Genomic DNA, 24787 nt, shown 5'->3' with positions numbered 1-24787 from the left:
AGGCGGTGGCTCAGACGACGGCCCCGTCGTCGTCATCGTCGTCGCGCGAGCCCGGCAGCCGGATGACGAGGGTGGCGAAGCCGGCGACGAAGACGCCGGCGGTGACGGCGGTCAGCAGCCGCGGCACGTCGTTCCAGCCGAGTGCGACCACCAGCAGGAACAGCGGAGCGCCGACGACGGCGATCCAGGCCGCCCAGCCCACGACGTCGCGCGGCAGGGGCGAGGGGTCTGCGGGGACGAAACCCTCCTCCTCGCTCAGCGCACGCAGCTCGGGAGGTTCCTCGTCGCGCGGGCGGGGGGTGGCGAACCACTGCGGGTCCGGCACGTCCTCGTGCGGTGCGGGCGGCAGCGGTCCGGCGGGCCGGACGAGCCGGGACCGGTCCTCGGCGCCCTGACCCGGCTCCTCGCCCCGGGGCCGGTCGGACCCCTCGTCCGGGGGCGCGGCACCGTCCCCGGACGGTGACCGGTGATCGGCGGGGTCGGCCAGGTGCCGCGGCGCGGCCTCGTCACCGACGTCCGCGCCGGCGCCGTCACCGTCGCCGGTGTCCCCGGAACGCTGCGGGGCACGGTCCCCGGTGCGGTCCTCGAGCCCGTGCCCGGGCGCTTCCTCGCCCCAGTGCGCGACGATCTCGGCGAACGCCGCGTCGACGTCGAGGGGTCCGGAGCCGTCGTCCGGGGTTCGGGGCACGGTTCATCGTGGCACGCCGGACCCGGGGTGGTCGAGGGCTCGGCGTGGCGAGCGTCCCGTCGTGCGCCGTCCCGGAACGTCCCGTCCCGATCACCGCCCGGTAGCGTCGCGGACGTGCCCCGCTTCCCGGTCCTGTACTGGCCGATCAAGCTCTTCGTCGCCGAACCGCTGGTCTCCGCGGTGTTCCGGCCGTGGGTGCGGGGGCTGGAGAACGTGCCGCGCTCCGGGCCGGCGATCCTGGCCAGCAACCACCTGTCGGCGGCCGACACCGTCCTGCTGCCCACGGTCGTGCGGCGGCGGGTCACCTACATCGCCAAGGCCGACCTGTTCACCGGCAAGGGGCTGCGCGGCAAGCTGACCGCAGGACTCATGCGCGGCATCGGGCAGCTGCCCGTCGACCGCTCCGGGGGCAAGGCGTCGTCGGTGGCCATCGACAGCGCGGTGCGGGTCCTGCGCGGCGGCGAGCTGCTGGGCATCTACCCCGAGGGCACCCGCTCGCCCGACGGCCGGCTGTACCGGGGACGCACCGGCGTCGCGCGGATCGCGCTGGCCACCGGCGCCCCCGTCATCCCGGTCGCGATGATCGGCACCGACGACCTGCTGCCCACCGGCCGGATCCTGCCGAAGGTCCGCCGGGTCGGGGTGGTCATCGGGGAACCGCTGGACTTCTCCCGCTACGCCGGCCGCGCCGAGGACCAGCTCGTCGTGCGCTCGGTCGCCGACGAGGTGATGTACGCCATCCAGAAGCTGTCCAAGCAGGAGTACGTCGACGCCTACGCCCGCCGGGGAGCCGGGGACGCGCCCTCGGCCGGCGGTCCCGGCGGGCGTGCCGCACCCGCCGGCCCGGCCCCGCAGCCGCCCCCCGGCTCCGACGACACGCGGCCCTGATCGCGCGCGGACCCGGCCGGCCGTAGCGTCTGCTGCGTACCTGACGGCACGTCGGCGAGGACGCCGGGGAGTGAGGTTTCAGGATGCGCGTGGGGATTCTCACCGGAGGGGGCGACTGCCCCGGTCTGAACGCGGTGATCCGGGCGGCGGTGCTCGCCGGCACCCAGCGGCACGGCATGGAGTTCATCGGCTTCCTCGACGGCTGGCGCGGGGTCCTGGAGGGCGACACCGTCCCCCTCGACCCCCGGACCGTCCGGCCCCTGCTGGCGGTGGGCGGCACGATCCTGGGGTCCAGCCGCACCAACCCGCTGGCCGACGGGGTCGAGGAGGGGGTGACCCGCATCCGCAAGCAGCTGACCGAGCACGGGGTCGACGCCCTGCTGGCCATCGGCGGCGAGGACACCCTGGGGGTGGCCACGGCGCTGCACGAGGCGGGCGTCCCGGTCGTGGGCGCGCCCAAGACGATCGACGACGACCTGTCGGCCACCGACGCCACGTTCGGGTTCGACACGGCCGTCCAGACCGCCGTGGACGCCTGCGACCGGCTGGTCACCACGGGAGCCAGCCACCACCGCGCGATGATCGTCGAGGTCATGGGCCGGCACGCCGGCTGGATCGCCCTGCACACCGGGATGGCCGCCGGCGCGCACGTGACGCTGCTGCCCGAGGAGGAGGTCGACCTCGAGGAGGTCGCCGCGACCGTGCGGGAGGTGCTGGAGCGGCGGGAGGCCCCGCTGCTCGTGGTCAGCGAGGGTGCCCGGCTGCAGGGGACGGAGACGGTGAAGAACGCGCCGAAGGACGCCTTCGGCCACGCCCAGCTCGGCGGGGCGGGGGAGATCCTCGAACGCGAGCTGCAGGACCGCCTCCCGGGCCTGTCGACGCGGGTCACCGTGCTGGGGCACCTGCTGCGCGGCGGCACGCCGTCGGCGGCCGACCGGATCCTGGCGACCCGCTTCGGGCTGTCGGCCGTCGAGGCGCTGGCCGCGGGCGAGCTGGGGACGATGGCCTCCCTGCACGGGGTCGACGTGTTCCAGGTGCCGCTGGCGGAGGCCACGGGGGTGTTGCGGACCGTGCCCGAATCGCGACGCGCCGAGACGGCCGGACTCCGTTGGTGACGCTGGGTGAGAAGTCGGGCGATCCCACGCCGGTGAGGGTGCGACACTTGCCCGCGTGAGCACTCCCACGACGACGAGTTCCCTCTCGTCGGGCCAGTCCAGCACCACGTGGCCCGACCTGCCCGCCGCCCAGCAGCCGCAGTGGCCGGACGCCGCCGCGCTGGCCGAGGTGCAGGCGGAGCTCGCGTCGTATCCGCCGCTCGTGTTCGCCGGGGAGGCCGACCAGCTGCGCGCGCAGCTGGCCAAGGCCGCCCGCGGCGAGGCGTTCCTGCTCCAGGGTGGGGACTGCGCCGAGACGTTCGCCGGCGCCACGGCCGACGGCATCCGCCGCCGGCTGAAGACCATGCTGCAGATGTCGGCCGTCCTGACCTACGGCGCCTCGCTGCCCGTGGTCAAGGTCGGCCGGATGGCCGGGCAGTTCTCCAAGCCGCGCTCGAGCAACGACGAGACGCGCGACGGCGTCACCCTGCCCGCCTACCGCGGCGACGCCGTCAACGACTACGCCTTCACCCCGGAGTCCCGCACGCCGGACCCGCAGCGGCTGCTGCGCGCCTACCACACGTCGTCGGCGACGCTGAACCTCATCCGCGCGTTCACCACGGGCGGCTACGCCGACCTGCGCAAGGTGCACGAGTGGAACCGCGGGTTCGCCGCGACCGCCGCCAACGCCAAGTACGAGGCGCTGGCCCGCGACATCGACAAGGCGATGAAGTTCATGATCGCCTGCGGTGCCGACTTCGAGGCGCTGCAGACCGTGCAGTTCTGGTCCAGCCACGAGGCGCTGCTGCTCGACTACGAGCGCCCGCTGACCCGCACCCTGGACGAGGAACCGCCGCTGGCCGGTCCCGCGCCGCGGGACGTGCGCCAGGGCGGCCCGTACGACGTGTCCGGGCACATGGTCTGGATCGGTGAGCGCACCCGTCAGCTCGACGGCGCGCACGTCGACTTCGCCTCCAAGATCCGCAACCCGATCGGGATCAAGCTGGGCCCCAAGACCTCCGTCGACGACGCGCTGGCGCTGATCGACAAGGTCGACCCGTACCGCGAACCGGGCCGGCTGACCTTCATCACGCGCATGGGCGCCTCGACGATCCGCGAGGCCCTGCCCGCGCTCGTGGAGGGGGTCACCGCGTCCGGTGCGCAGGTCACCTGGGTCTGCGACCCGATGCACGGCAACACGATCACCTCGACCAGCGGGTACAAGACCCGCCGGTTCGACGACGTGGTGGACGAGGTCCGCGGGTTCTTCGAGGTCCACCAGGCCCTCGGCACCGTGCCGGGCGGCCTGCACGTCGAGCTCACCGGGGACGACGTCACCGAGTGCCTCGGCGGGGCCATGGAGATCGACGACGCGGCCCTGGCGACCCGGTACGAGTCGCTGTGCGACCCGCGGCTGAACCACCAGCAGTCCCTGGAGCTGGCGTTCCTGGCCGCGGAGATGCTGTCCAACCGCTGACCGCGCGCACGGGGCCCCGTGGTGATCGCTCACCACGGGGCCCCCGTGCGTCTCAGACGACGGTGAGGGTGATCGTCGAGCCCTTGGGGATCGACTGACCGGCGGCCGGGTCGCTGGAGCGGACGGTCCCGAAGACCCCGCCGAGGACGTTCTCGACGCGGACCTGGAAGCCGAGTCCTTCGAGCTGCTGACGGGCGGCGTCGACGTTCTTGCCCTGGACCTCGGGGACCGCCACCAGCGGGGGACCGGAGGAGACGACGAGCGCGACGGCGTCGCCGCGGAACAGCGTCCCGTCGTCCGGGGTCTGCGAGACGACCGCGCCCTTCGGCACGCTCTCGCTGATCTGCTCGGTGACCTCACCCACGGCCAGGCCGACGTCGGTGATCGCCTCCTGGGCCGCGTCCCGGGACTGCCCGACGACGTCGGGGACGTCGATGGGCTGCCGGCCCTTGGAGACCACCAGGGCGACGGGGGTGTCGTGCGGGACGACCTCGCCCGCGGCGGGGGTCGAGGCGATGACCGACCCCTGCGCGACGTCCTCGCTGAAGTCCTCGGTGACGTCGCCGACGGCCAGCCCGGTGCTGACGAGCTGGTCCTGCGCCTCGTCCCGCGGCGTGCCGACCACGCCGGGCACGGTGAACGTCTGCACGCCCTGGCTGACCACGATCGTGACCGTGCCGTCCTTGCGGACCCGGTCGCCGGCGGCCGGGTCGGTCTGCACGACCAGGCCCTCGGCGACGGTGTCGCTGTAGCCCTGCTGCTCCTCGACGTCGAGGCCGGCGGCCTGCAGCTGCGCTCTGGCCTCCTGCGGGGACCGGCCGGCGACCGACGGCGTCGTGGTGTAAGCGCCGGGACCGGCCAGGAAGTACCAGGAGAGGCCGGCGGCCACGGCCAGGACGAGCAGCACCAGCCCCACGAGCAGCCCGCGGCGCGAGCGGTGCCCCTGGTGCCCCTGCGGTCGGGGGTCCGAGGCCCGCACCTTCTCCAGGCGCGTGGTGCCGCCGACCGTGGCCGGGGCCTCGGACGGCACCGCCCGGACGGCGAGCTGCTCGGGCGTCAGCGAGGAGCGCACGGCGCGCAGCTGCTCGAGCATCTCCCCGGCATCGGCGGGACGTTCGAAGGGGTCCTTGGCCAGGGCGTCCAGGACGAGGGCGTCCAGCGCCCGCGGCAGGCCGGGCACCTTCGTCGAGGGCGGCGGGACGGGCTCGTGGACGTGCTTGTAGGCGATGCTGAACGGGCTCTCGCCGGTGAACGGCGGGGCGCCGGTGAGCATCTCGTAGAGCATGACGCCGACGCCGTAGACGTCGCTGCGGGCGTCGGGTTCCCTGGCTTCGAGCTGCTCGGGCGCCAGGTACTCCGCGGTGCCCATGAGGTCGCCCGTGCCGACCGTCGTGCTCTGCCCGGAGGTCGAGGCGGCGCGGGCGAGGCCGAAGTCGGCGACCTTGACGCGGCCGTCGTCGGCGACCAGCACGTTGGCGGTCTTCACGTCCCGGTGCAGCACGCCCTTGCGGTGCGCCTCGGCGAGGGCGTCGAGCACGTCGGCGGTGACGCCGAGGGCTTCGCCGGGGGTCAGCGCTCCGGAGTCCAGCACGACGTCGCGCAGCGTGCGGCCGTCGACGAGCTCCATGACCAGGTAGGCGGTCTCGGTGCCGCCCTCGGAGTCCACGCCCTGGTCCAGGACCGCGACGATGCCGGGGTGCCCCAGGCGCGCCGCGGACTTGGCCTCGCGCACGAAGCGGGCGCGGGCCGTCGGGTCGTGGGCGAGGTCGGAGCGCAGGACCTTGAGGGCGACGGCTCGGTCGAGCCGCTCGTCCTCGGCGCGGTAGACGACGCCCATGCCGCCCCGGCCGATCCGCCCCAGCACGCGGTAGCGCCCGTCGAGCCGGCGCCCGACGAGGGGATCGGAGAGGGTGGCGTCCACGATCAGCGAGTCTAGGTCGACGCTGGGTCGACTCAGCTGAAACGCGCCTGCAGTGTCTGGACGTTGGCGACGTACCGACGTGTGTCGTCGTACATGCCGCGTGAGCGCACCGAGGCCTGGCCCTGGTAGTACGAGGCGATCGCCACGTCCGGCGGGTTGTTGGCGACGAGGGTGCGCAGGATCACGACGCCGGCGCGGGCGTTGTCGCGCGCGTCGAACAGGTCGATGTCCTCGCCGAGCAGGTCCGAGGCCCACTCGCCCGAGCTGGGGATGACCTGCATGGCGCCGATCGCGTTGGCGTGCGAGACGACCTTCATCTTGAAGCCGGACTCCTGGTACCCGATGGCCTGCGCCAGGGAGGGGTCCACGCCCAGCTCGATCGCGGTGGAACGGATGATCTCCTGCATCTGGCTCTTGCTCGGCTGCGAGCTGGCCTCGATCTTGGCGCGGTTGGCCTCCACGGCCTCGCTGACGGTGCTCGCCTGACGGGGCTGCTCCGTCTGCGCCGGCTTCCCGGTGCTCGCGCTCCCGGTGCTCCCGGTGCTCAGCCGCAACGTCTGCCCCTCGACGATGAAGCCGGTCTCGTCCAGGTCGTTGAGCTCGACGAGGTCGTCGATGCTCACCCCGGTGTCGGCGGCGATGTGCGACAGCGTGTCGCCGGAGCGGACGGTGTACGTCGCGTCGCTGGTCGTGGCGCTGCTCGCGCCGGTGGCGGCGGTGACCGCGCCGCCGGCGCCGGGGATGGTCAGCACCTGCCCGTCGCGGATGAACCCGTCGGCGGTCAGGCCGTTGGCGTCGCGCAGCGCCCCGACGGTGGTGCCCTGGGCGGCGGCGATGCCCGACAGGGTGTCGCCCGGCCGGACGGTGTAGCTGCCGGCCGTGGCGGTGCTCTGCGGGGCGGGGACGGTCAGCTGCTGTCCCTCGACGACGAACGCGTTCTCGTCCAGGCCGTTGGCCTCGACGATCGCCTGGACGGTCGTGCCGTGGGCCGCGGCGATGGCCCCGACCGTGTCACCGCTGCGGACCGTGACGGTCTCGGCCGCCGCGTGGGCGGCGGGGACCAGGACGGTGGGGGCGGCGGCGCCGACGACGGCCGCGGCCAGCCAGCGGCCCCGCCGGGAGGCGGAGGAGGTGGGGGTGTCAGTGGTCTCGTCGGCCATGGCTTCCCTCGCTGGTCGTGACGGGTGGTGCTTGCGGCACCTGGTGGGGCAGGAGTGAACCTAGCCGACACCTGCGGCGATGCGCCTCCCACGATGCTGGAGCCGGGTCCGCAGTCGTGGGAGGTGGGCGGGCGAGTCGTGAGGCGGCAGACTGTCCCCGTGGTTGCACCGCTGAGAGCAGAGATCGCCCGCGAGAAGGGCAGCGAGGAGCTGGACGCCCTCGTCCCCGAGTGGCTGACCGTCCCCGACATCGCCGAGCTGACCGGCCAGGACCAGCGCGTCGTGCGGCGCTGGCTGCAGGAGCGCGAGCTCGTCGCCGTCCGCCGGGGGGAACGTTCGGTGGCCATGGTGCCGGCGGGGTTCGTGACGGCCGAGGGTCCCTTGAACCACCTCAAGGGCACGTTGTCGGTGCTCGGCGACTCCGGCTACACCGACGTCGAGGCGCTGGCCTGGCTGCACACCCCTGACGACACCCTGCCGGGGACACCCATCGAGGCGTTGCGGGCGAACCGCAAGACCGAGGTGCGCCGCCGGGCGCAGGCCCTCAGCTTCTGAGCGGCTCCCAGCGCGCCTCGCTCCACCGGGTGAGGCGCGCGTGGGCCAGCCGCGGCAGCGCGACGGCCAGTCGGCGCGGCACGCCGACCCGGACCCGGCGGTCGACGACGTCGTAGCCGGCCTTCTCGACCTCGTCGAGGATCCCGCCGTACAGCAGGTACGCCGTGCGCAGGCAGTCGCGGCTGGTCGGGTGGACCATGTCCAGCCCCGGCACGGCGAAGGCGTACAGCTCGCGGGTGCGGGTGGCCTCGAAGGCGAGCAGTTCACGCACCGCCTCGGGGGTTCGCCGCTGGGCCCGGGCGACGAACAGGTCCTCGCGCGTCAGCCCGAAGCGGGTCAGGTCCTCGAGCGGGAAGTAGATCCGCCCCCGGTCCAGGTCCTCACCGACGTCGCGGACGAAGTTGGTCAGCTGGAAGGCCTCACCCAGCGCGCGGGCGCGGGCGGCGGCGTCGGGGGTCAGCGGCTCCAGGATGGGCAGCATCTGCAGCCCGATGACGGCCGCGGACCCGTAGACGTAGCGCTGCAGGTCCGCGTACGTGGCGTAGCCCGTCTGCGTGATGTCCATCCGCATCGAGTCCAGGAACGCCTCGACGTGTTCGCGCGGGATGTCCCAGCGACGCATCGTCGCGGCCATCGCCTGCCCGACCGGGTCGCCGGGCCCCTGCCCGTCCAGCGACTTCAGGAAGTCGTCCGACCAGGCCACCAGGGCGTCGGGATCGGGGTCGGTGAGGGAGTCGACGAACTCGTCGGCGTACCGGGCGAACCCGTACAGCGCCCAGACGTAGGGCCGTTTGGCCGGCGGCAGCAGGAGCGTCGCCAGGTAGTACGTCTTGCCGTGGTCGGCGTGCAGCCGGCGGCAGGCCTCGAACGCCTCCCGCAGCCCGGGGTCGAGCAGCGCCTCGTCGGTCCGGGCGGCGGCGTCCAGGGCCGCAGCGGTCGACCTCGGGACGGATGCTCCCGGATCGGGGGAACTCGGCATCACACGCTGCGCCATGCGCGCGAACGGTACCCGCGATCACGCCCGGTCACGCGTTCGGCGGCCAGCCGGCCCGACACCAGCACCATCGGCACCCCCACGCCCGGCTGCGTTCCGGACCCGGTGAACACGACGTTCTCGCCCCACAGGTTCCCCGGCCGGAACGGGCCGGTCTGCCGGAAGGCGTGACTGGCCGCGAAGGGGGCGCCGTCGGCCATCCCGCGCCGCTCCCAGTCGGCCGGGGTGGTCACGTCCTCGACCTCGATGCCCTCCCCGAAACCGTCGTACCCGCGCTCGGCCAGGACCTGCAGGACGTGCTCGCGGTAGCGCGGTCCGGCCTCGCCCCAGTCGATGGGCGAACTGCCCGCCGACAGCGACGGGGTCGGGAACAGCACGTAGTAGATGTGCTTGCCCGCCGGCGCCAGCGCGGGGTCGGACACCGTGGGCCGCGACACCAGGACCGACGGATCGCTCATCAGCCGACCGTCGAGGAGTTCGGCGAACACCTCGCGCCAGGCGGTGCCGAAGTGGATCGAGTGGTGCACCGGATCGGGGTAGTCCTTGCTCGACCCCGCCAGCAGCAGGTAGCAGGAGGGGGAGTAGGACAGCTTGCGCCGCACCGGTTTCCCGAGCAGTTCGGCCCGGGCGACCGGCAGGTCCGGGTTGAGCACGACGACGTCGGCGGCGAACCGTCGCCCGTCGGCCGTCACGACCGCCGTGGCCCGCGACCCCTGACGTTCGACCGCGGTCACCTCGGTGCCGTAGTGGAACTGCACGCCGTGCTTCTCGGCGGCCGCCGCCATCGCCGTCGGCATCGCGTGCATCCCGCCCTTGGGGAAGAACACCCCCGCCACGGAGTCCATGTACGCGATGACGGCGTACAGCGCGAGCGCGTCGTAGGGCGACAACCCGGCGTACAGCGCCTGGAAGGAGAACATCCGCTGGGTGCGCGGGTCCTTGAGGAACCGGCCGACCTCGGGAGCCATCTTCTTGAAGCCCCCGGCCGCCAGCAGCCGCACCAGGTTGGGTTTCAGCAGGTCCAGCGGGGTGTCGATGTTGGAGTCGATGAAGTCGCGGATCTCGTACCGGTAGAGGTTCCCGACGTGCTCGACGAACCGCCGGTACCCGTCGGCCTCGGCTGCGCCGCACAGGTCCCCGATGGCCTCGGCGGTCTTCTCCACGTCCGCGGAGACGTGCAGCGTCGAGCCGTCGGCGTAGTTCCCGCGGTAGAGCGGGTCGACCGGGTGCAGGTCGAGCCAGTCGGCCATGTCCTCACCGAGCGCGTCGAAGCAGTCGGCGATCAGGTCCGGCATCGTCAGGACGGTGGGTCCGGTGTCGAACCGGTACCCCTCCTTCACCACGAGCCCCGCCCGGCCGCCGGGCACGTCCTCGCGTTCGAGGACGGTGACGTTGCGGCCGGCGCCGGCCAGCCGCATGGCCGCCGACAACCCGGCCAGCCCCGCGCCCACGACGACGACGTCCTCGGTGGGGCCCTCCACGTGCCGGGTGCGGCCCGGCAGCCAGTCGAGCGTGCGCTGGAGGTTCACGAGCGCCTGCTCGTGGCCGCGACGACGAGTTCGTGCAGCGCCGCCCGGGCGGTCTCGTCGAGGTCTGCGGCGTCCAGGGTGGTGCACGCCACGTCGACCTGTTCGGCGATCATCTGCTCCACCCCTTCGAGGGCGCCGGTGTCGGTGAGGACCTGCCGCAGGACCTCGACCCCGTCGGTGTCCAGGTCGGGGGAGCCGAGCAACCGGTCGATCTCGGTCGACTGCACCGCGGTGGCGTTCTGCACGGCCAGCCCGACGAGCACCGTCCGCTTGCCCTCGCGCAGGTCGTCGCCGGCCGGCTTGCCCGTCTCGGCCGGGTCGCCGAAGACGCCGAGCACGTCGTCGCGCAGCTGGAACGCCTCGCCCAGGGCCAGGCCGAAGCGGGAGTAGTCGGCCAGCAGGTCGGTCGGGGCCCCCGCCAGCGATCCGCCCAGCAGCAGCGGGTGCTCGATGGAGTACTTCGCGCTCTTGAACGTCAGGACCCGCCGCGCCCGGTCGACCGCGCCGGCCGCCCCGCGCTGGGTCGAGGACGCCTGCTCGAGCATGTCGAGGTACTGCCCGCCCATGAGCTGGGTGCGCATGGTGTTGAAGATCCGCCGGCCGCGGACCACCGCGTCGATCGGCAGGGTGGCGCGGGAGAACAGTTCGTCGCTCCAGCCCAGGCACAGGTCACCGGCCAGCACCGCGCCGGCCAGCCCGAAGCGCTGGTCGCTGCCGTCCCAGCCCTGCTCGCGGTGCAGCGCCTCGAAGCGCCGGTGCACCGCGGGCTGCCCGCGGCGGGTGTCGGAGTCGTCCATGACGTCGTCGTGGATGAGGGCGGCGGCCTGGAACAGCTCCAGGGCGGCGGCCGCGGTGACGATGCCCCGTTCGGTGGCCTCGTCCGGCGCGCGTCCGGGGACGCCGTGGAAGCCCCAGTAGCAGAACGAGGGCCGCAGCCGCTTGCCGCCGGACAGCAGCGCCGAGATCGCCTCCAGCACCGGCGTGCAGTCGTCGCTGACCTCGGTCAGGACGGCGGCCTGGTCGTGCAGGAAGCCCTCGAGGACTTCGGACACCGCCGCCCTCAGGTCGCTGGGGGCCGTCTGGTGGGCTTCTCGGGCGGGCGGCACAGGGGGCACTCTAGGCACCCGGACCGACACCGGCTACCGGACATCCCCGCTGGTCACGGGCAGATCACGGAGGGTGGAGGCCTACCGTGGCGCGAGTGGACGGCGGCTGCCTCCACGGCAGCGCGGTGGACGGGGAGGCGATGAACGGGACCAGGCGGCAGACGTCGGGGCGACAGGTGCTGGACCGGGAGGCGTACCTGCGCCGCTGGCGGACCCTGCACGGCGGTGTCGAGGCCGGTGCCCTGGTGCGCGGCTGGCTCGGCGGCGCCCACACCCTGGCCCGTCCGCTGGCCGGCGCCGGCGTCTCCCCGGCGCTCCTGACCCTCGTCGGTGCGGCGCTCGCGGTCCTGGCCGCCGGCCTGGCCGTCGTGGGCGGGCCGACCGGTGCGGCCGCGGTGGCGGCCGGTGTGCTGCTGGCGGTCGCCGGCGTCTTCGACAACCTCGACGGTGCCGTCGCCGTCATGACCGGCCGCACGAGCCTGCGCGGCGCCCTGCTGGACGCCGCGTGCGACCGCGTCGGCGACGCCGCGTGCGCGGTCGTGCTGTGGGCGTGCGGTGCGCCGGCCTGGCTGGTGCTGGTGGCCGGCGGGCTGGCGCAGCTGCAGGAGTACGTGCGGGCCCGGGGTCAGGGCCTCGGCGTGGACGACGTGCAGATCGTCTCGGTCGCCGAACGGCCGGTGCGCCTGGCGATCGCGGCGAGCTGCGCGATCGCCACCGCCATCGTGCCGTGGCTGGACTGGGCGACCCTCGGCACCGGGGTGTGGGCGGTGCTCGGGGTCATCGGGTTCGTGCAGGTCGCCACCGCCGTCGGCCGCCGGCTCTAGGCAGGTCCCACCAGGTCGGTGACGATGCGTGCCGAGAGCCCGACCAGCGGCAGCCCGCCGCCGGGGTGCGAGGACCCGCCGACGAGGAACAACCCGGGGACCGGGGACCGGTTCGCCGGGCGCAGGAAGGCCGACCGGGCACCGTTGCTGGCCGTGCCGTAGATGGCCCCGCCGTCGCTGCCGGTGCGTTGCTCCAGGTCCGCAGGCGTGCGGACCTCCGTCCAGCGCACCCGGTCCCGGACGTCCAGGCCGCGGGCGGCCATCGTCTGCAGGACCTTCTGCGCGTACCCGTCGACGAGGTCGGCCGAGCGCCAGTCCGTTCCCCGGCCGGGGTCGTGGACGGGGGCGTTGACCAGGACGAACCACGCTTCGCAGTTCTCGTCCGGTCGCAGGGTCGGGTCGTCGGGTGCGCTGACGTAGACGGTCGGGTCGGCCACCGGCCGGCCGGCGGCGAGGTCGGTGAACTCGGCGTCGTAGTCGTCGGGGAACAGCACGGTGTGGTGCCGCAGGCCCGGGGTGCGGCCGTCGAGGGCGAGCAGCAGCACGAAGCCCGAGGAGGACCGGCGCCGGTGGTCCGGCCGCAACCGCGGCCGGGGCAGCAGGTCGCCGTACAGCCGCGCGGCGTCGACGGCCGAGACGACGACGTCGGCGGGGACCTCGGTGCCGTCGGCCAGTCGCACCCCGCTCGCCCGGCCTCCCGCCTCCAGCACGGCCTGCACGGGGGCGTCGGTGTGGATCCGCGCCCCGTGCTCGCGGGCGCGCTCGGCGATGGCCTGCCCCAGCAGGTGCAGCCCACCGCGGACGTACCAGGCGCCGAAGGCCTGCTCGACGAACGGCACCGTGGCCAGCGCCGCGGGCGCCTTGGCCGGGTGGGAGCCGGAGTAGGTGGCGTACCGGTCCAGCAGCGTGCGCAGCCGCGGATCGCGCAGGTAGGTGCGGCCGAGCCCCCGCAGGGTCGACCACGGGGCGACCGTGCGGACGTCGGAACGGTTGCGGGCCAGGCGCAGCAGCGTGCGCGGACCCTCCAGAGGCGACTCCAGGAACGGCCCGCGGGCCACGTCCCAGATCTGCGCGGCGCGACGCATGAACGCCGTCCACTGGGCCCCCGCACCCGTCCCCAGCGCCTCGTCGAGAGCGTGGGCGACCTGCGGCAGACCCCCGCCGGGCAGGTCGAGTTCGGTGCCGTCGCCGAAGCGGTAGTGCGCGACCGGGTCGAGCGGGACGACGTCGAGCACCCGCTCGATCGGGTCACCGGTCTTGAGGAACAGGTCGCGCTGGACGGCGGGCAGCGTGAGCAGCGAGGGACCGGTGTCGAAGGAGAACCCGTCCCGGCTGAACCAGCCGAGCTTCCCGCCGACGTCGGGACCCTGCTCGAACACCTCGACGGAGTGGCCGAGGGCCGCGAGCCGCGCCGCGGCCGACAACCCCCCGAAACCAGCGCCGACGACGACGACGCGGCTCAGAGCGACCGCCCCTTCCACGTCAGGTCCCCCCGGTCGCGCAGCCGCCAGGAGTCGGCCAGCAACCCCAGCAGCACCGCGATCGAGAAGGGGTGCGCGAAGGCGTCCGGCACCGACCGCCCACCCGTGCGCTCCGCGGCGGCGTACCGGCCCACCGCGGCGGCGAGGTAGCCGACCGCGCCCACGCCCGAACCGCCCAGGGCGGCGGCCGGCGGGACGAGGTAGGTCAGCGCCAGCCCCGCGCCGACGGCCAGCGCGGCCGGTCGGGACCCGAACGCCGACCACAACGACTTCGTGTACCCCGCGCGCAGGTCGGTCCAGCCGCGGTACATCCGGCAGGTGGCCAGCGCCGTCCCGTCGGCCACGCCGCCGCGGCCGCCGACCGCCTTGACCGCGCGCAGCAGGGCGATGTCGTCGAGGACCTCGGCGCGCACCGCCTCGTGGCCACCGGCGCGGCGGTAGGTCGCGGCGTCGGCGACGAGGAACTGCCCGTTGGCCGCGGCCAGCGACGGGCGGGGGGAGACCTCCGCGTGCCGCAGCGGCAGGGTCGTCAGCCAGGACCACTGCAGCAGCGGCTGGACCAGCCGTTCGCTCCAGCTCAGCGCCAGCTGCCGCGGGTACGGGCAGACGACGTCCAGGTCGAAGCGGTGCAGCAGGTCCACCGCGGCGGCGACGGCGTGCGGGGCCAGCACGACGTCGGCGTCGACGAAGACCAGGACCTCGCCGGTGGCGTGCCGGGACAGCAGGTGGCAGGCGTGCGTCTTGCCCAGCCAGCCCGCCGGGGGTCCCTCGGTGCGGACCAGCCGCACGCGCGGATCACCGCCGGCGACGGCCCCGACGACCTCGGGGGTGCGGTCGGTGGAGGCGTCGTCCAGGACGACGACCTCGTAGTCGGGCAGGGCGACCTGGTCCAGCAGCGACGTCAGGCACGCCCCGATCCGGTCCTCCTCGTCGCGCACGGGGACCAGGACGCTCACGCGGCCGGGAACCGACGGGGGATCGAGAGCGGGGGTCCGCAACGCGCGGGCGTTGAGCAGGGAGTGGGCGGTCAGCGCCGTCGCGGCCGCTGATCCCGCCCAGGTGAGCGCGCGCCAGACGTTCACCGCGCGCGCACCAGCGAGCGCAGGTACGGCAGGACGGTCAGTCCCATGCCGACGCCGCCGTAGGCCGCGACGACGGGGCGGCGGAAGAAGACGGCGTTGCCCAGCGCGGAACCCAGCCAGGTCCAGCCCAGCAGCGCCGCCGGGACGGTCTGCGGGTGCTCGCGGTCGGCCGGCAGCACGCGGTGCAGCACCGTGCAGATGGTGGCCGCCGTCAGCAGCCAGCCGGCGTAGTTGCTCAGCGGGATGCCGGGGACACCGGGCAGGTGCGGGCGCGGCCGCTCGAAGGACCAGTGCCCGGCGGCGGTCATCTGCGGGTCCAGGAACAGGTCCCACGAGGCCAGCGTCCAGGCGGCCGCGGCGACGGCGGCGACGTCCCGCGCGCCGCGCGGCAGGTCCCGGCTCAGGTGCCGACCCAGCCGCATCGAGGGCTGGGCGAGCATCGTCCAGGCCAGCGGCACGACGACGGGGACGTCGAGCACCTGCGGGCCCAGGGTTCCGGCGTAGCGGTAGCGGCCGAACGGCAGACCGGTGCGCGTGCCGATCGCCTCGGCGGCCAGCCCCACCCCACCGGCCACCGCGAGCGTGGTGAGGGCCGAGCGCACGCCGCCGCGGTGGGCGGCGTCGGAGACCGAGGCGGCCGCGAACGTGACGACGGACCCGATGGTCGTGCGGCGCAGGCGTTCCCCTCGCAGCAGCGGGTAGGCGACCTGGGACAGCACGGCCGCGCCGGTCAGGACCCCGGTCAGGACCGGCGCGAGTTTCGAGGGCACGTCAGCACTCTAGGAGCGGGGTCGGACACCCGCAGACCTCAGGGGGTGCGCCCGTCCAGGGTTCCGCGCACCTCCACGACGCCGAAGCGGGCGAACAACTCCTCGGCGTACCAGCCCTCCCGGGGAGTGCGGGCCATGACGTCGCGGTGCACGGCGCGGCGGTGGGCGAACTCGCGCAGCGCCTCGGTGGACTCCCACAGCGAGAAGGTCCCCTGGTACCCCAGCGGGGCCTCGCCGATCCCGAGCGCGCAGCGCAGACCCTCGACGGTCTGCAGCTCACGGGAGACCGGCGGGACGGCGCGCCAGAACGACGCCGCCTTCGTCGGGCGCAACCGGGCGCGGGTGATCGAGGCGACGGGACCCGCCTCGTCGCCCGGCGCCGGAGTTCCGAACGGTTCCCGTCCCGACCAGCGCCCACGGCTGCTGCGCGGGGACAGGCGGAACTGGACGCGCTCGCGGGCGATCGCGTCCCAGGCCCGTTCGGGTCGCGACCCCTCGAACCGGTCGGCGTCGGCGCTGCGGTCCCAGGCGAGCAGGACCGCCCAGCGCAGCGGGTCGGCGTCGCGGACGGTGAAGGTGCGGCCGTCGCCGGTGCCCAGGAGCTTGGCGAACCTCGCGCCGGGCAGTCGTGCCAGGGCCCGGCGGTCGGTGGCCATGCGCCACAGTGCCCGCGGAACGTCCTGCGGCGCAACGGTCCAGACGTCCAGCGTGACGATTTCGGGGGTGGGCACCCGGCGAGGCTACGCCGTGGCGGCGACGTGCTCGCGCACGACGCGGGCGCTGTCGGCGGGCCGGTCCCAGGCGGGGACGTGACCGCAGTGCGCCCACTCGATCCACCGGGTCTGCGGTGGGGCGCACTCCCGGCGGCAGAACGCAGGGGGCAGGACCCGGTCGCGGCGGCCGACGACGACCGTGACGGGAACCGGCACCTCGGCGGCGCGGGTGAACGCTGCGGTCGCGATCCCGGCGTCGGCGGCGACGTACCCGGCGGCCGCCGCGATCGAGCTGACGGCCGACCGGACGACCTCGGCGGGCAGCGCGCGCGGGGCGGTGCTGGTGGCGCCGAGGGCCAGCGTGCGGCCGATCCGCGACGTGACCAGGTCCCCGGGCAGGCGTCCGGCCAGCCGCGCGAACTGCTGCCCGGTCGGCAGCAGGGGCGGCCGTCGGCGCGGGCTGGTCCACAGTCCCGCCGGGGTGAACGCCGTGACACCGGCGACGGGTCCTGCCTCACCGGCGGCCGCCTCCAGGCAGATCCACCCGCCGAGGGAGTGGCCGACGAGGTGGACCGGACCCTGCCGGGCGGCCTGCTGGGCGGCGGCGAAGCGGCGCAACCTGGCGCCGAGCGCGGCGGGCGTCATGTCCTGCGCCGGCAGGTCGGGGGCGTGCCCGTGGCCGGGCAGGTCCAGCAGCACGAGCCGGTGGTCGGCCGCCAGGTGCGGCGTGAGCAGCGACCAGGCCGCGGCCGCGCCTCCCAGGCCGTGCACGAGGACCAGGAGCGGGTGCCCGGGGTCGGTCGATCCGGTGCGGTGGACGGCGAACCCCTCGAGCAGTTCGCTCATCCGATCTCGACCGGGTGGCCACCGGTCAGGCGGAGCAGTTCGTCGTAACGGGTGCGGAAGACCGCGTGCGGGTGCCCGGCGGGGACCCAGATGTCCTGGTGCGGGGCCAGCGCGATGTCGACGAAGGTGGGCAGGGGTTCCAGCAGCGCCAGCGGGGACGTCGACCCGAGGACGGATCCGGTGCGGTGCAGCACGTCCACGTCGGCGTCCCGCAGCAGTTCAGGTTCGCACAGGACGGCCGCCAGGGCCGGCAGGAACAGGGGGTGCGCGGCCGAGGCGATGACGAGGAGGTGCTTGTCCTGGCGGGTGGCCAGGACGGAGGTGGTGGCCACGGCCGCCACGGGAACCCCGAGGTGCCGGGCGAGTTCACCGACGTCGCGCAGCGACGGCGGAACCTCGAGGACCTCACCGGCCGCACCGAGGTCGACCAGCGCGGTGGCCGTCGCCGCGACGGCGGGGGAGTGCAGGACGGGGGAGGCGGCCACGAGGGGTCCACCGCCACCCTCGGCGGGTTCCCGGCCCGACGTCCACTCCATGCCCCTTGAGCCTAGAACCGTTCTCGCCGCCCGTCGCGCCGAACGGTGGGGCCGGCCCGCCGGTGGTGGGTTCGCGCGGCGCCCCGCACCGGTCCCGTGGCCGGTCCCGTGGCCGGTCCCATGGCCGGTCCCGCCGGAGATCGGCCGTGGGTGCGGGGAAGTGGTCGTCCTGACCGCACCCTCGCCGTACCCTCGCCGCACCCACGCCCGGCCCCACACGGTGCTCCGAAGTCGCCGCTCCGTGCCGCAGTTCAAGGCCTGTCGTCGACCAGGACGTTGTGGCCCTCGAGGACGTGGACGGAGGTCGGTCCGGAGGTGGTGGTCGCGGTTCCGACGATGGGGGCGTAGGGCAGTCCGGCGATCGTGTACTCCCCGGCCCAGGTGGTGGTGAGGGTGATCTGGTGGTCGCCGGGTTCGGTGTACGTGTGGGTGAGGGTCTGCTGCGGGTAGGGCCTGCCCGGATCGGTGGTCGGCCCGAGCGTGGTTCCGTCCCCGAGCGTCCACGTCCAGCTCGTCGGGGTGGCCCGGATGGTGACCGGGTACCCCAGGACGGTGGTGTTCCGGACGGCCGTCTCGGCGGTGGTGTGCAGGATCAGCGGCACGTTCAGGAGGGCTTCCCCGTTGCCCGGCTGGAGGTTCAGCGGGCTCGCGGGCAGGCCGACGCGGCGCAGGTCGCTGACCGTGACGGTGGGGAGGGTGACGGGGTCGCCGGGGGTGGCGTCGGTGGTGCAGCGGGTTCCACCGTTGGTCCACCGGGGATCGCCCTGGTTCTGGACCCAGGTGGTGGTCAGGGTCTGGCCGGGTGGGCAGTTGTTCGCGGCGGCACCGCAGGAGTTGTCGCCGAGGGAGCCCTCGGGGCCGTTGCGGCTGCAGGCGGGGGTGCGGACCACTTCGATGGGAGCAGAGCCTGCGGGTCGTCCTCCTCGATCATGTCTGCCGGGCCTCGCGGATGCATGCCCCGAGCTGGCATCAATGACGGCGTCTGCCCCGCTCCATGTTCCGGACGAGTCGACGTTCGCGTTCGCGGTGATGGAACCGGAAAGGGTCAGCGCCGCCATGGCGGCTGTCACACCTGCGGTCCTGCAGGCCCTCACTCCGTCTCCCAAACGAGCCATCGACCATCTACCCACTTCAACCAGAGGAAGAATGAAGCCTCTTTGGCGCCAGGGATCTGAGCGGCTTCGCGTCCGTTCTCATCGACAATCACGTGAGGGTCGCGATCGACGTAGACGTCCATCTGAATTTCGCCGATGTCCGGACTCCACTGCAGATACCAAGTTCCTCTGAAGCGGGTTTCCAAGCCTACGTGTGAGTACCCGCCCTCCAACATCTTTTGGATCTCGTCGATGTTGTAGCTGCAGCCGGAGCATCCAGCGTCGGAGATGGCGCGTAGAGGTCCAGCGTCTCCTGAGTTCCTCGAGTAGTTCAGCACTTGCACGTAGTAGCCAGCGAAGGCGCTGGCGCCGTCTTGAGTGAAGGTTGTGCCCAGCTCCGACAACTCGGGCGCTGGCAACACGCGAGTCGCGGTCGGGGCCGGCTGAGAGGAGGTGTCGGGCGAAGCGGATGCCTCGAGAGCTGTGTCTGCCGGCGTCGTCGCGACAGGCTTCGCCGCCGCTGGAACCGTGGGCGCGGTCTCGTTCGAACACCCGGCGACCAGGCCGGCCACGGCGAGGCCGGCGACCGCGATGGAGGCGGGACGGAGCTGGATCACGGGCGCACCGTCGCACGATCCTGGGCTGGGTGGAGGCGCCGAACGGGGGACTGTGGACAACCCGTCGGCCGTTCGGGTGACCCGTCCGCGTTGGTTACGATCCGTGTTGCGAAGCGACGCTCCGTCTTGTGGACAACCCGCTCCACCGTTGACGCCACCTGAGCACCGTGGTGTAGCTTCGAGATGTGTTCGAACCGGCGTTCGAACATGATGAGACCGCTCGAGGCGCGGTCCGCCGGAGAGGGGAAGCTCCGCGGGCCGCGCCCCGAGTGCGTGCTCGCGAGCCGCTTCCCCCGGCTCGCCGCGCTGCGCGATCCGTCGCGGCGCCGGCTCGAGTGGGGAGGGTGACAACGGTGAGACGGTTCTCCGACGAGGTGCACGTCCAGTCCGGCGAGGTGGGCGGGACGGCGGGTGCCCCGGTCCAGTTCGTCTGGCGCGGACGGCTCTACGTCGTGCGGGAGGTGCTGTCCTGCTGGCGCGAACGCAGCGCCTGGTGGGAGCACGCCGCGGTGGCCGCGGTCCACGGTGATGCCACCGGTTCCGGGAAGGGGCCGACGAAGCGCGCCGTCCTGGAGATCGGCGACCTCGAACGCGAGGTCTTCCGCGTCGAGGCCAGCATCGGCCGCACCGGCGGAGCCGGTGTCTATGACCTCGCCCGCCCTGTGGCGCCTGGGACGGCCGCTGTGTCGGAGGGCGCTGGTACTCCTTCGTCCGAGGCGTCGGAGGACTGGCAGTTGCTGCGCGTCAGCGACTGACGGCCCACCGACCCGCAGCAGACCGACCGAACGACCGGAGGAGAACGCGATGCCCACCACCTTCGACGTCCCTGCGGGCGTCCCCCGCCCGCTGACCACAGCCGCTCTGGACCTCCTCGCCCGGTGCGAGGACGAGCTCCTCACCGCTCTGCGCACCGATGACGTGGCCGAGCGCTACGTCCACGCCCACCTCGCGGCGCTGCGGGCCGGGGCCGCCCTCGTCGCGGTGCACGGTCGTCCCGCCGTCCGGGGCCGGCGCGGCGGTGGTCCGCGCAGCGTGTGGGAGATGCTGCAGGCCCTCGCGCCGGACCTGCAGGGCTGGTCCGACCGGTTCGCCTCGACCGCCGCGGTGCGGTCGGCCGTCGAGGCGGGCCGCACCGGGATGGTGGACGCCGCATCCGCCGACGACCTGCTGGCCGACGCCGAACGGTTCCACCGCGTCGTGGAGTCCCGGCTCGGCCTCAGCGCCCTACCGCTGGCGGGCTGACCTCGTCCGACGACCCCAGCAGACCAGACCGACCCAGAAACACCGCTGCTCCGGTCTTCCCCACGGGCGCGTTCCACCGAAGGACGTCCCCATGACCACCGCCGCACTGACCGCCGCGCAGGGCACCGCACCGATCGCCGCGTCGACCAGCGAGGCCTTTCCGCACCTGCACGTGGCCTCCGGGTACTCACTGCGCCACGGCACCTCCACCCCGGCCGACCTCGTCGCCCGCGCCGCCGGGCTCGGCATGCCCACCCTCGCCCTCACCGACCGCGACGGTCTCTACGGTGCGGTGAAGTTCGTCCGCTCCTGCAGCGAGGCCGGTCTGAACCCCGTCCTGGGCGTCGACCTCGCCACCACCCCGACCGGTCTGGCCGACGGGCTCCCGCCGTGGGCCGATCCCTCGGTCGCCGTGCGCCGCACCACCGCCCGAACTCCTGCCCGCGGTGGTGCCGTGGTCGACCCGAGGTTGCCGAGGATCGTCGTCCTGGCGCTGGGCGCCGACGACGCCGGGGCCGGGAACGGGTGGGCCGCGTTGTGCCGACTGGTCAGCGCCACCCACCTGGGTGGGCAACGCGGAAACCCGGTCAGCAACCTCGAGCTCGTCGCCGCCCACGCCGGCCGCGCCGACGGCCGGCCGGCGCTGGCCGTGCTGCTCGGGCCGGGTTCGGAACTCGGCCGCGCTCTGCTGGCCCGTCGCGACGACCTCGCCCACGCCGTCCTGCGGCGCTGGCGCGAGGTCCTGCCGACCGGTTCACTGCACGTCGAGGTCGTCTGCCACCACGCCCCGCCCGGAACGGCCGGCAGCGTGGAGCACGCCGCCCGGATGCTCTCCTTCGCCCGCGCCGCAGGAGTTCCCGCCGTGCTCACCGCCGCCGTCCGGTCGGCCGGGCCCGACGGCGCCCTGACCGCCGACCTGCTCGACGCGGTCCGCCGGCTGGTGCCGCTGGGCACCCGGCACACCGACCGGGTCAGCGGTCAGGGACACCTGCTGCCCACCGTCGACATGGTCCGCACCGCCGCCGACGTCGCCCGTGCCGTCGGTGATCCGACCGCTGCGGCCGAACTCCTCGCCGCCACCCACTGCCTCGCGCAGCGGGCCACCCAGGACCCGGGGACCGACCTCGGCATCGGCGGGCACCACCTGCCCGACCCGGCGGCCTTGGGACTCACCGGCGACGCCGACCAGAACGGGATCCTGCGGGCCCGGTGCGAGGCCGGGATCTCCCGCCGCTACCCGGCGGCCGACCTCAAGCACGAGGCCAGGGTGCGCCGCCGCCTGGACGAGGAACTCGCGATCATCTCCGAGGTGGGGTTCGCCAGCTACTTCCTCACCGTCGCCGACGTCTGCGACCTCACGCGCGACCTGGGCGTGCGGATCGCCGCCCGGGGGTCGGGGGCGGGCAGCCTGGTGAACCACCTGCTGCGGATCTCCGACGTCGAACCCCTCGAGCACCGCCTCCTCATGGAGCGCTTCCTCAACCCCCTGCGCGGGCAGTTGCCCGACATCGACCTCGACGTCGAGTCCGCCCGCCGCGAGGACGTCTACGGGGCGATCCTCGACCGGTTCGGCGGGGAGCGGGTGACGTGCGTGTCGATGATGGACAGCTACCGCGTCCGGCACGCCGTCCGCGACGCCGGCGCCGCCCTCGGTCTGCCGCCGGTGGAGATCGACGCCATCGCCACCGCGTTCCCGCACCTGCGCGCCCGCGACGCGCGCACCGCCGTCGCCGAGCTGCCCGAACTGCAGCGCAGCGGTCTGGGCGAGGAGCGTCTCGACGCGTTCTTCGACCTCGTCGAACGGCTCGACGGCCTGCCCCGACACATCGCCCTGCACCCCTGCGGCGTGGTGCTGTCCAACCCCCGGCTCCTGGACCGGACCCCGGTCGAGGCCAGCTGGAAGGGGTTCCCGATGAGCCAGTTCGACAAGGACGACGTCGAGGACATGGGCTTGCTCAAGCTCGACGTCCTCGGCATCCGGATGCAGTCCGCGATGGCCTACGCGGTGCAGGAGGTCGCCCGCGTCGAGGACGTGGTGGTGGACATCGACGACCGCGAGCAGGTCCCGCTGGACGACCCGTCGACCTACCGGCTCATCCAGTCCACCCGGACCCTCGGCTGCTTCCAGATCGAGTCCCCGGGGCAACGCGAACTCGTCGGCAAGTTCGACCCGCAGACCTTCGACGACATCATCGTCGACATCTCGCTGTTCCGCCCCGGGCCGGTGAAGTCGGACATGGTGACGCCGTTCCTCCAGGCCCGGCAGGGCTGGGCGCAGCCGGAGTACCTCGACGACCGGTTGCGGCACGTCCTGGAACCCACCGTCGGCGTCGTCGTCTTCCACGAGCAGGTCATCGAGCTCATCCAGGCCACCACCGGGCACGGCCTCGCCCTGGCCGACGAGTACCGCCGCCACCTCGGCACCCGCGCCGGCCAGGAGGAGATGGAACCGCAGTTCCGTCGCCGGGCCCTCGAGCACGGCTACCCGGAGGAGACGGTGGACCGCATCTGGGAGGTCCTCACGGCGTTCGCCTCGTTCGGGTTCTGCAAGGCGCACGCCGCGGCGTTCGCGCTGCCGACCTACCAGTCGGCGTGGCTGAAGGCCCACCACCCGGCCGCGTTCCTGGCCGGTGTCCTCACCCACGATCCCGGCATGTACCCCAAGCGGCTGATCCTCGACGACGCCCGCAACCTGGGCATCACCGTCCTGGGCCTGGACGTCAACGCCTCCGGCGACGCCTACCGCGTCGAACGGGTCGATCGCCTGGACGTTCCCGAGCGAGGCCCCGGGGAGGAGGCCACTTTCGACCCCTGGCTCGGTGGGGAGGGGATGAGGAACCCCGACGGCCTCGGGGACGGCGTCGCCGACGGCCGGGGCTTCGGCATCCGGTTGTCGCTCACCGACGTCAAGGGCATCTCCGAGGCCGAGGTGACCCGCATCGTCGCCGGACAGCCGTACCGGTCGCTGGCCGACCTGTGGCAGCGGGCCCGGCCCTCCCGGCCCGTCGCCGAACGACTCGTGCTGGCCGGCGCACTGGACTCCCTGCACGGGATGCGTCCGGTCGGCCGGGCCGGTGACGCCGTGCCCCGCAGGGGCAGGACCACCCGCCGGGACCTGCTGCTGCAGGTCGCCGAACTCGACCGCTGGAGCCGCGCGGCAGGCGGCGCACCCAAACCCCGCAAGGCCGCACGGGCGGCCCAGGGCGCACTCGACGTGCGCGCCGCCGCCGCGGCGCAGTCGCAGGCCGCCTGCCCGGTCGACGACTCCACCCGCACGGTGCAACTCGCCCTCGACCTCGGCGAGGCGCCCGAGGAGGTCACGCTCAGCGGGCTGCCGGAGATGACCGGTTCCGAACGGGTCCGCGCCGAGCTCGACGTCCTCGGTCTCGACGCCAGCGCGCACGTCGTCGACTTCTACGCCCCTCTGCTCCGAGCGCTGCGGGTCACCCCCGCCCGCGACCTGCGCTCGGCGCGCAGCGGAGCCGAACTCCTCGTCGCCGGGGTGAAGGTCGCGACCCAGACCCCACCGGTCCGCTCCGGGCGCCGGGTCGTGTTCCTCACCCTCGACGACGCCACCGGTCCGCTCGACGCGACGTTCTTCGAGGACGCGCAGGGGCCGTACGCGGCGACGGTGTTCCACTCCTGGCTGCTCGTCGTGCGCGGGGTGGTGCGCCGCACCGGCCCGCGCGGGGTGTCGTTGCGGGCCACCGGTGCGTGGGAACTGCCGGCGTTGTGGGACACCTGGACCGACGGCGGGATCGGGGCGGTGCACGAGGTCATCGCCGCTGCGCCCGACCCCGGGTACTCCCGCGCCGCCACTGCAGGGGCGGCAGCGAGCCGTTCCTCGCGGCCGGTCGTGGCCAACCCGCCCACCCACCTCCAGGAGCACGGGTCCGCCGCGGGCGGCACGGGCCGTCGCCGGGTCCTGGTGCACGCCAGCGGTTTCCGTCAGTCGCCCTACGCCGACCTGCGTCCGGCGGGGGAGGACAGCCGCAACTCCCGCTCCATCGGCCGCAATCCCACCGAGCAGCCGGCCGACGCCCGACCCGACCGCAAGCTGTGGCACTCCAGCTCCGGCAGTTCCGGACGGTGAGCGCAGCGGTGATCGGGATGGCGGACGGGCGCGCGGCGGCCGGGTGTCTAGGGTGGGGGACCGCAGGACCACCCGCA

The 24787-nt window shown here is 73.9% G+C and carries 22 protein-coding genes; 8 read left to right on the top strand and 14 right to left on the bottom strand.

Features of this window, described 5'->3' with window-relative positions:
- Nucleotides 1-10 precede the first annotated feature (10 nt).
- Entirely contained in the window at nucleotides 11-688 is a 678-nt protein-coding gene (locus tag ACRYR2_RS10600; RefSeq protein WP_432562821.1) for a hypothetical protein, read from the bottom strand.
- A gap of 114 nt (nucleotides 689-802) precedes the next feature.
- Here ACRYR2_RS10600 and ACRYR2_RS10595 point away from each other — a divergent pair, with 114 nt between their 5' ends.
- From ACRYR2_RS10595 to ACRYR2_RS10585, 3 genes are all read left to right on the top strand, one after another.
- The gene (locus tag ACRYR2_RS10595; protein WP_432562820.1) at nucleotides 803-1576 is read left to right on the top strand and encodes a lysophospholipid acyltransferase family protein; all 774 of its coding nucleotides are present in this window, start codon (nucleotides 803-805) and stop codon (nucleotides 1574-1576) included.
- A gap of 83 nt (nucleotides 1577-1659) precedes the next feature.
- Nucleotides 1660-2691 carry a 6-phosphofructokinase gene (locus ACRYR2_RS10590; RefSeq protein ID WP_432562819.1) on the top strand — a complete coding sequence of 344 codons (1032 nt, stop codon included), beginning with the start codon at nucleotides 1660-1662 and terminating at the stop codon, nucleotides 2689-2691.
- 55 nt (nucleotides 2692-2746) lie between these two features.
- Nucleotides 2747-4147: a class II 3-deoxy-7-phosphoheptulonate synthase gene (locus ACRYR2_RS10585; RefSeq protein WP_432562818.1), complete on the top strand. Its 1401-nt coding sequence runs from the start codon at nucleotides 2747-2749 to the stop codon at nucleotides 4145-4147.
- A 52-nt stretch (nucleotides 4148-4199) separates the two neighbouring features.
- On the opposite strand, the gene pknB is transcribed toward ACRYR2_RS10585, so the two are convergent.
- On the bottom strand, nucleotides 4200-6068 hold the full coding sequence (pknB, locus tag ACRYR2_RS10580; RefSeq protein ID WP_432562817.1) for a Stk1 family PASTA domain-containing Ser/Thr kinase: 1869 nt from the start codon (nucleotides 6066-6068) through the stop codon (nucleotides 4200-4202).
- Between the two features lie 32 nt (nucleotides 6069-6100).
- Nucleotides 6101-7228 carry a lytic transglycosylase gene (locus tag ACRYR2_RS10575; RefSeq protein ID WP_432562816.1) on the bottom strand — a complete coding sequence of 376 codons (1128 nt, stop codon included), beginning with the start codon at nucleotides 7226-7228 and terminating at the stop codon, nucleotides 6101-6103.
- A gap of 138 nt (nucleotides 7229-7366) precedes the next feature.
- On the opposite strand from ACRYR2_RS10575, the gene ACRYR2_RS10570 reads away from it, so the two are divergent.
- On the top strand, nucleotides 7367-7783 hold the full coding sequence (locus ACRYR2_RS10570; protein WP_432562815.1) for an Rv2175c family DNA-binding protein: 417 nt from the start codon (nucleotides 7367-7369) through the stop codon (nucleotides 7781-7783).
- On the opposite strand, the gene ACRYR2_RS10565 is transcribed toward ACRYR2_RS10570, so the two are convergent.
- From ACRYR2_RS10565 to ACRYR2_RS10555, 3 genes are read right to left on the bottom strand one after another with little or no spacing between them, the layout of a single operon-like run.
- Nucleotides 7773-8777, bottom strand: a complete 1005-nt coding sequence (locus ACRYR2_RS10565) for a phytoene/squalene synthase family protein (RefSeq protein ID WP_432562814.1) — start codon at nucleotides 8775-8777, stop codon at nucleotides 7773-7775. The two genes, ACRYR2_RS10570 and ACRYR2_RS10565, sit on opposite strands and share 11 nt — an antisense overlap.
- Complete coding sequence (gene crtI / locus ACRYR2_RS10560) at nucleotides 8762-10306, bottom strand: phytoene desaturase family protein (protein WP_432562813.1); 1545 nt, start codon at nucleotides 10304-10306, stop codon at nucleotides 8762-8764. The genes ACRYR2_RS10565 and crtI overlap by 16 nt, the downstream gene beginning before the upstream one ends.
- On the bottom strand, nucleotides 10303-11412 hold the full coding sequence (locus ACRYR2_RS10555) for a polyprenyl synthetase family protein (RefSeq protein ID WP_432562812.1): 1110 nt from the start codon (nucleotides 11410-11412) through the stop codon (nucleotides 10303-10305). The genes crtI and ACRYR2_RS10555 overlap by 4 nt, the downstream gene beginning before the upstream one ends.
- An 86-nt stretch (nucleotides 11413-11498) precedes the next feature.
- On the opposite strand from ACRYR2_RS10555, the gene ACRYR2_RS10550 reads away from it, so the two are divergent.
- On the top strand, nucleotides 11499-12236 hold the full coding sequence (locus tag ACRYR2_RS10550) for a CDP-alcohol phosphatidyltransferase family protein (RefSeq protein ID WP_432562811.1): 738 nt from the start codon (nucleotides 11499-11501) through the stop codon (nucleotides 12234-12236).
- Here the strand turns inward: ACRYR2_RS10550 and ACRYR2_RS10545 are convergent.
- From ACRYR2_RS10545 to ACRYR2_RS10510, 8 genes are all read right to left on the bottom strand, one after another.
- Nucleotides 12233-13699 carry a phytoene desaturase family protein gene (locus ACRYR2_RS10545; protein ID WP_432562869.1) on the bottom strand — a complete coding sequence of 489 codons (1467 nt, stop codon included), beginning with the start codon at nucleotides 13697-13699 and terminating at the stop codon, nucleotides 12233-12235. The two genes, ACRYR2_RS10550 and ACRYR2_RS10545, sit on opposite strands and share 4 nt — an antisense overlap.
- Nucleotides 13696-14799 carry a glycosyltransferase family 2 protein gene (locus tag ACRYR2_RS10540; RefSeq protein WP_432562810.1) on the bottom strand — a complete coding sequence of 368 codons (1104 nt, stop codon included), beginning with the start codon at nucleotides 14797-14799 and terminating at the stop codon, nucleotides 13696-13698. The genes ACRYR2_RS10545 and ACRYR2_RS10540 overlap by 4 nt, the downstream gene beginning before the upstream one ends.
- Nucleotides 14796-15569: a carotenoid biosynthesis protein gene (locus tag ACRYR2_RS10535; RefSeq protein WP_432562809.1), complete on the bottom strand. Its 774-nt coding sequence runs from the start codon at nucleotides 15567-15569 to the stop codon at nucleotides 14796-14798. The genes ACRYR2_RS10540 and ACRYR2_RS10535 overlap by 4 nt, the downstream gene beginning before the upstream one ends.
- Before the next feature lie 38 nt (nucleotides 15570-15607).
- Nucleotides 15608-16300, bottom strand: coding sequence for a monooxygenase (locus tag ACRYR2_RS10530; protein WP_432562808.1), 693 nt, complete (start codon nucleotides 16298-16300; stop codon nucleotides 15608-15610).
- A gap of 9 nt (nucleotides 16301-16309) precedes the next feature.
- Nucleotides 16310-17128 (bottom strand): alpha/beta fold hydrolase, encoded by an 819-nt coding sequence (locus ACRYR2_RS10525; protein ID WP_432562807.1) that lies wholly within the window; start codon nucleotides 17126-17128, stop codon nucleotides 16310-16312.
- Nucleotides 17125-17664, bottom strand: a complete 540-nt coding sequence (locus ACRYR2_RS10520) for an aminoacyl-tRNA deacylase (protein WP_432562806.1) — start codon at nucleotides 17662-17664, stop codon at nucleotides 17125-17127. Before ACRYR2_RS10520 ends, ACRYR2_RS10525 begins: the two co-directional genes overlap by 4 nt.
- Nucleotides 17665-17915: 251 nt before the next feature.
- A complete protein-coding gene (locus ACRYR2_RS10515; protein ID WP_432562805.1) occupies nucleotides 17916-18554 on the bottom strand; it encodes a PKD domain-containing protein in 639 nt (212 codons plus the stop codon).
- 200 nt (nucleotides 18555-18754) lie between these two features.
- A complete protein-coding gene (locus ACRYR2_RS10510) occupies nucleotides 18755-19375 on the bottom strand; it encodes a DUF6318 family protein (protein ID WP_432562804.1) in 621 nt (206 codons plus the stop codon).
- A 353-nt stretch (nucleotides 19376-19728) separates the two neighbouring features.
- Here ACRYR2_RS10510 and ACRYR2_RS10505 point away from each other — a divergent pair, with 353 nt between their 5' ends.
- The 3 genes from ACRYR2_RS10505 to ACRYR2_RS10495 all read left to right on the top strand — a co-directional run bounded on the left by ACRYR2_RS10505 (nucleotide 19729) and on the right by ACRYR2_RS10495 (nucleotide 24710).
- Nucleotides 19729-20130 (top strand): DUF6504 family protein, encoded by a 402-nt coding sequence (locus ACRYR2_RS10505; protein WP_432562803.1) that lies wholly within the window; start codon nucleotides 19729-19731, stop codon nucleotides 20128-20130.
- Between the two features lie 49 nt (nucleotides 20131-20179).
- Nucleotides 20180-20617, top strand: a complete 438-nt coding sequence (locus ACRYR2_RS10500; RefSeq protein ID WP_432562802.1) for an SAV_6107 family HEPN domain-containing protein — start codon at nucleotides 20180-20182, stop codon at nucleotides 20615-20617.
- 91 nt (nucleotides 20618-20708) lie between these two features.
- Nucleotides 20709-24710, top strand: coding sequence for a DNA polymerase III subunit alpha (locus ACRYR2_RS10495; RefSeq protein ID WP_432562801.1), 4002 nt, complete (start codon nucleotides 20709-20711; stop codon nucleotides 24708-24710).
- Nucleotides 24711-24787: the final 77 nt, after the last annotated feature.

Origin of the sequence: Kineococcus deserti (assembly GCF_050871945.1) — a bacterium.
Lineage (GTDB): Bacteria > Actinomycetota > Actinomycetes > Actinomycetales > Kineococcaceae > Kineococcus.
Note: the sequence above shows the minus strand (reverse complement) of the source record. Positions and strands in the feature narration are given on the sequence as shown.

Excerpts from the sequence above, each read along its gene's own strand:
- ACRYR2_RS10590 (WP_432562819.1), top strand. The coding sequence starts at position 1,660 with ATGCGCGTGGGGATTCTCACCGGAGGGGGCGACTGCCCCGGTCTGAAC.
- ACRYR2_RS10575 (WP_432562816.1), bottom strand. The coding sequence starts at position 7,228 with ATGGCCGACGAGACCACTGACACCCCCACCTCCTCCGCCTCCCGGCGG.
- ACRYR2_RS10565 (WP_432562814.1), bottom strand. The coding sequence starts at position 8,777 with ATGGCGCAGCGTGTGATGCCGAGTTCCCCCGATCCGGGAGCATCCGTC.
- ACRYR2_RS10525 (WP_432562807.1), bottom strand. The coding sequence starts at position 17,128 with ATGAGCGAACTGCTCGAGGGGTTCGCCGTCCACCGCACCGGATCGACC.
- ACRYR2_RS10520 (WP_432562806.1), bottom strand. The coding sequence starts at position 17,664 with ATGGAGTGGACGTCGGGCCGGGAACCCGCCGAGGGTGGCGGTGGACCC.
- ACRYR2_RS10500 (WP_432562802.1), top strand. The coding sequence starts at position 20,180 with ATGCCCACCACCTTCGACGTCCCTGCGGGCGTCCCCCGCCCGCTGACC.
- ACRYR2_RS10495 (WP_432562801.1), top strand. The coding sequence starts at position 20,709 with ATGACCACCGCCGCACTGACCGCCGCGCAGGGCACCGCACCGATCGCC.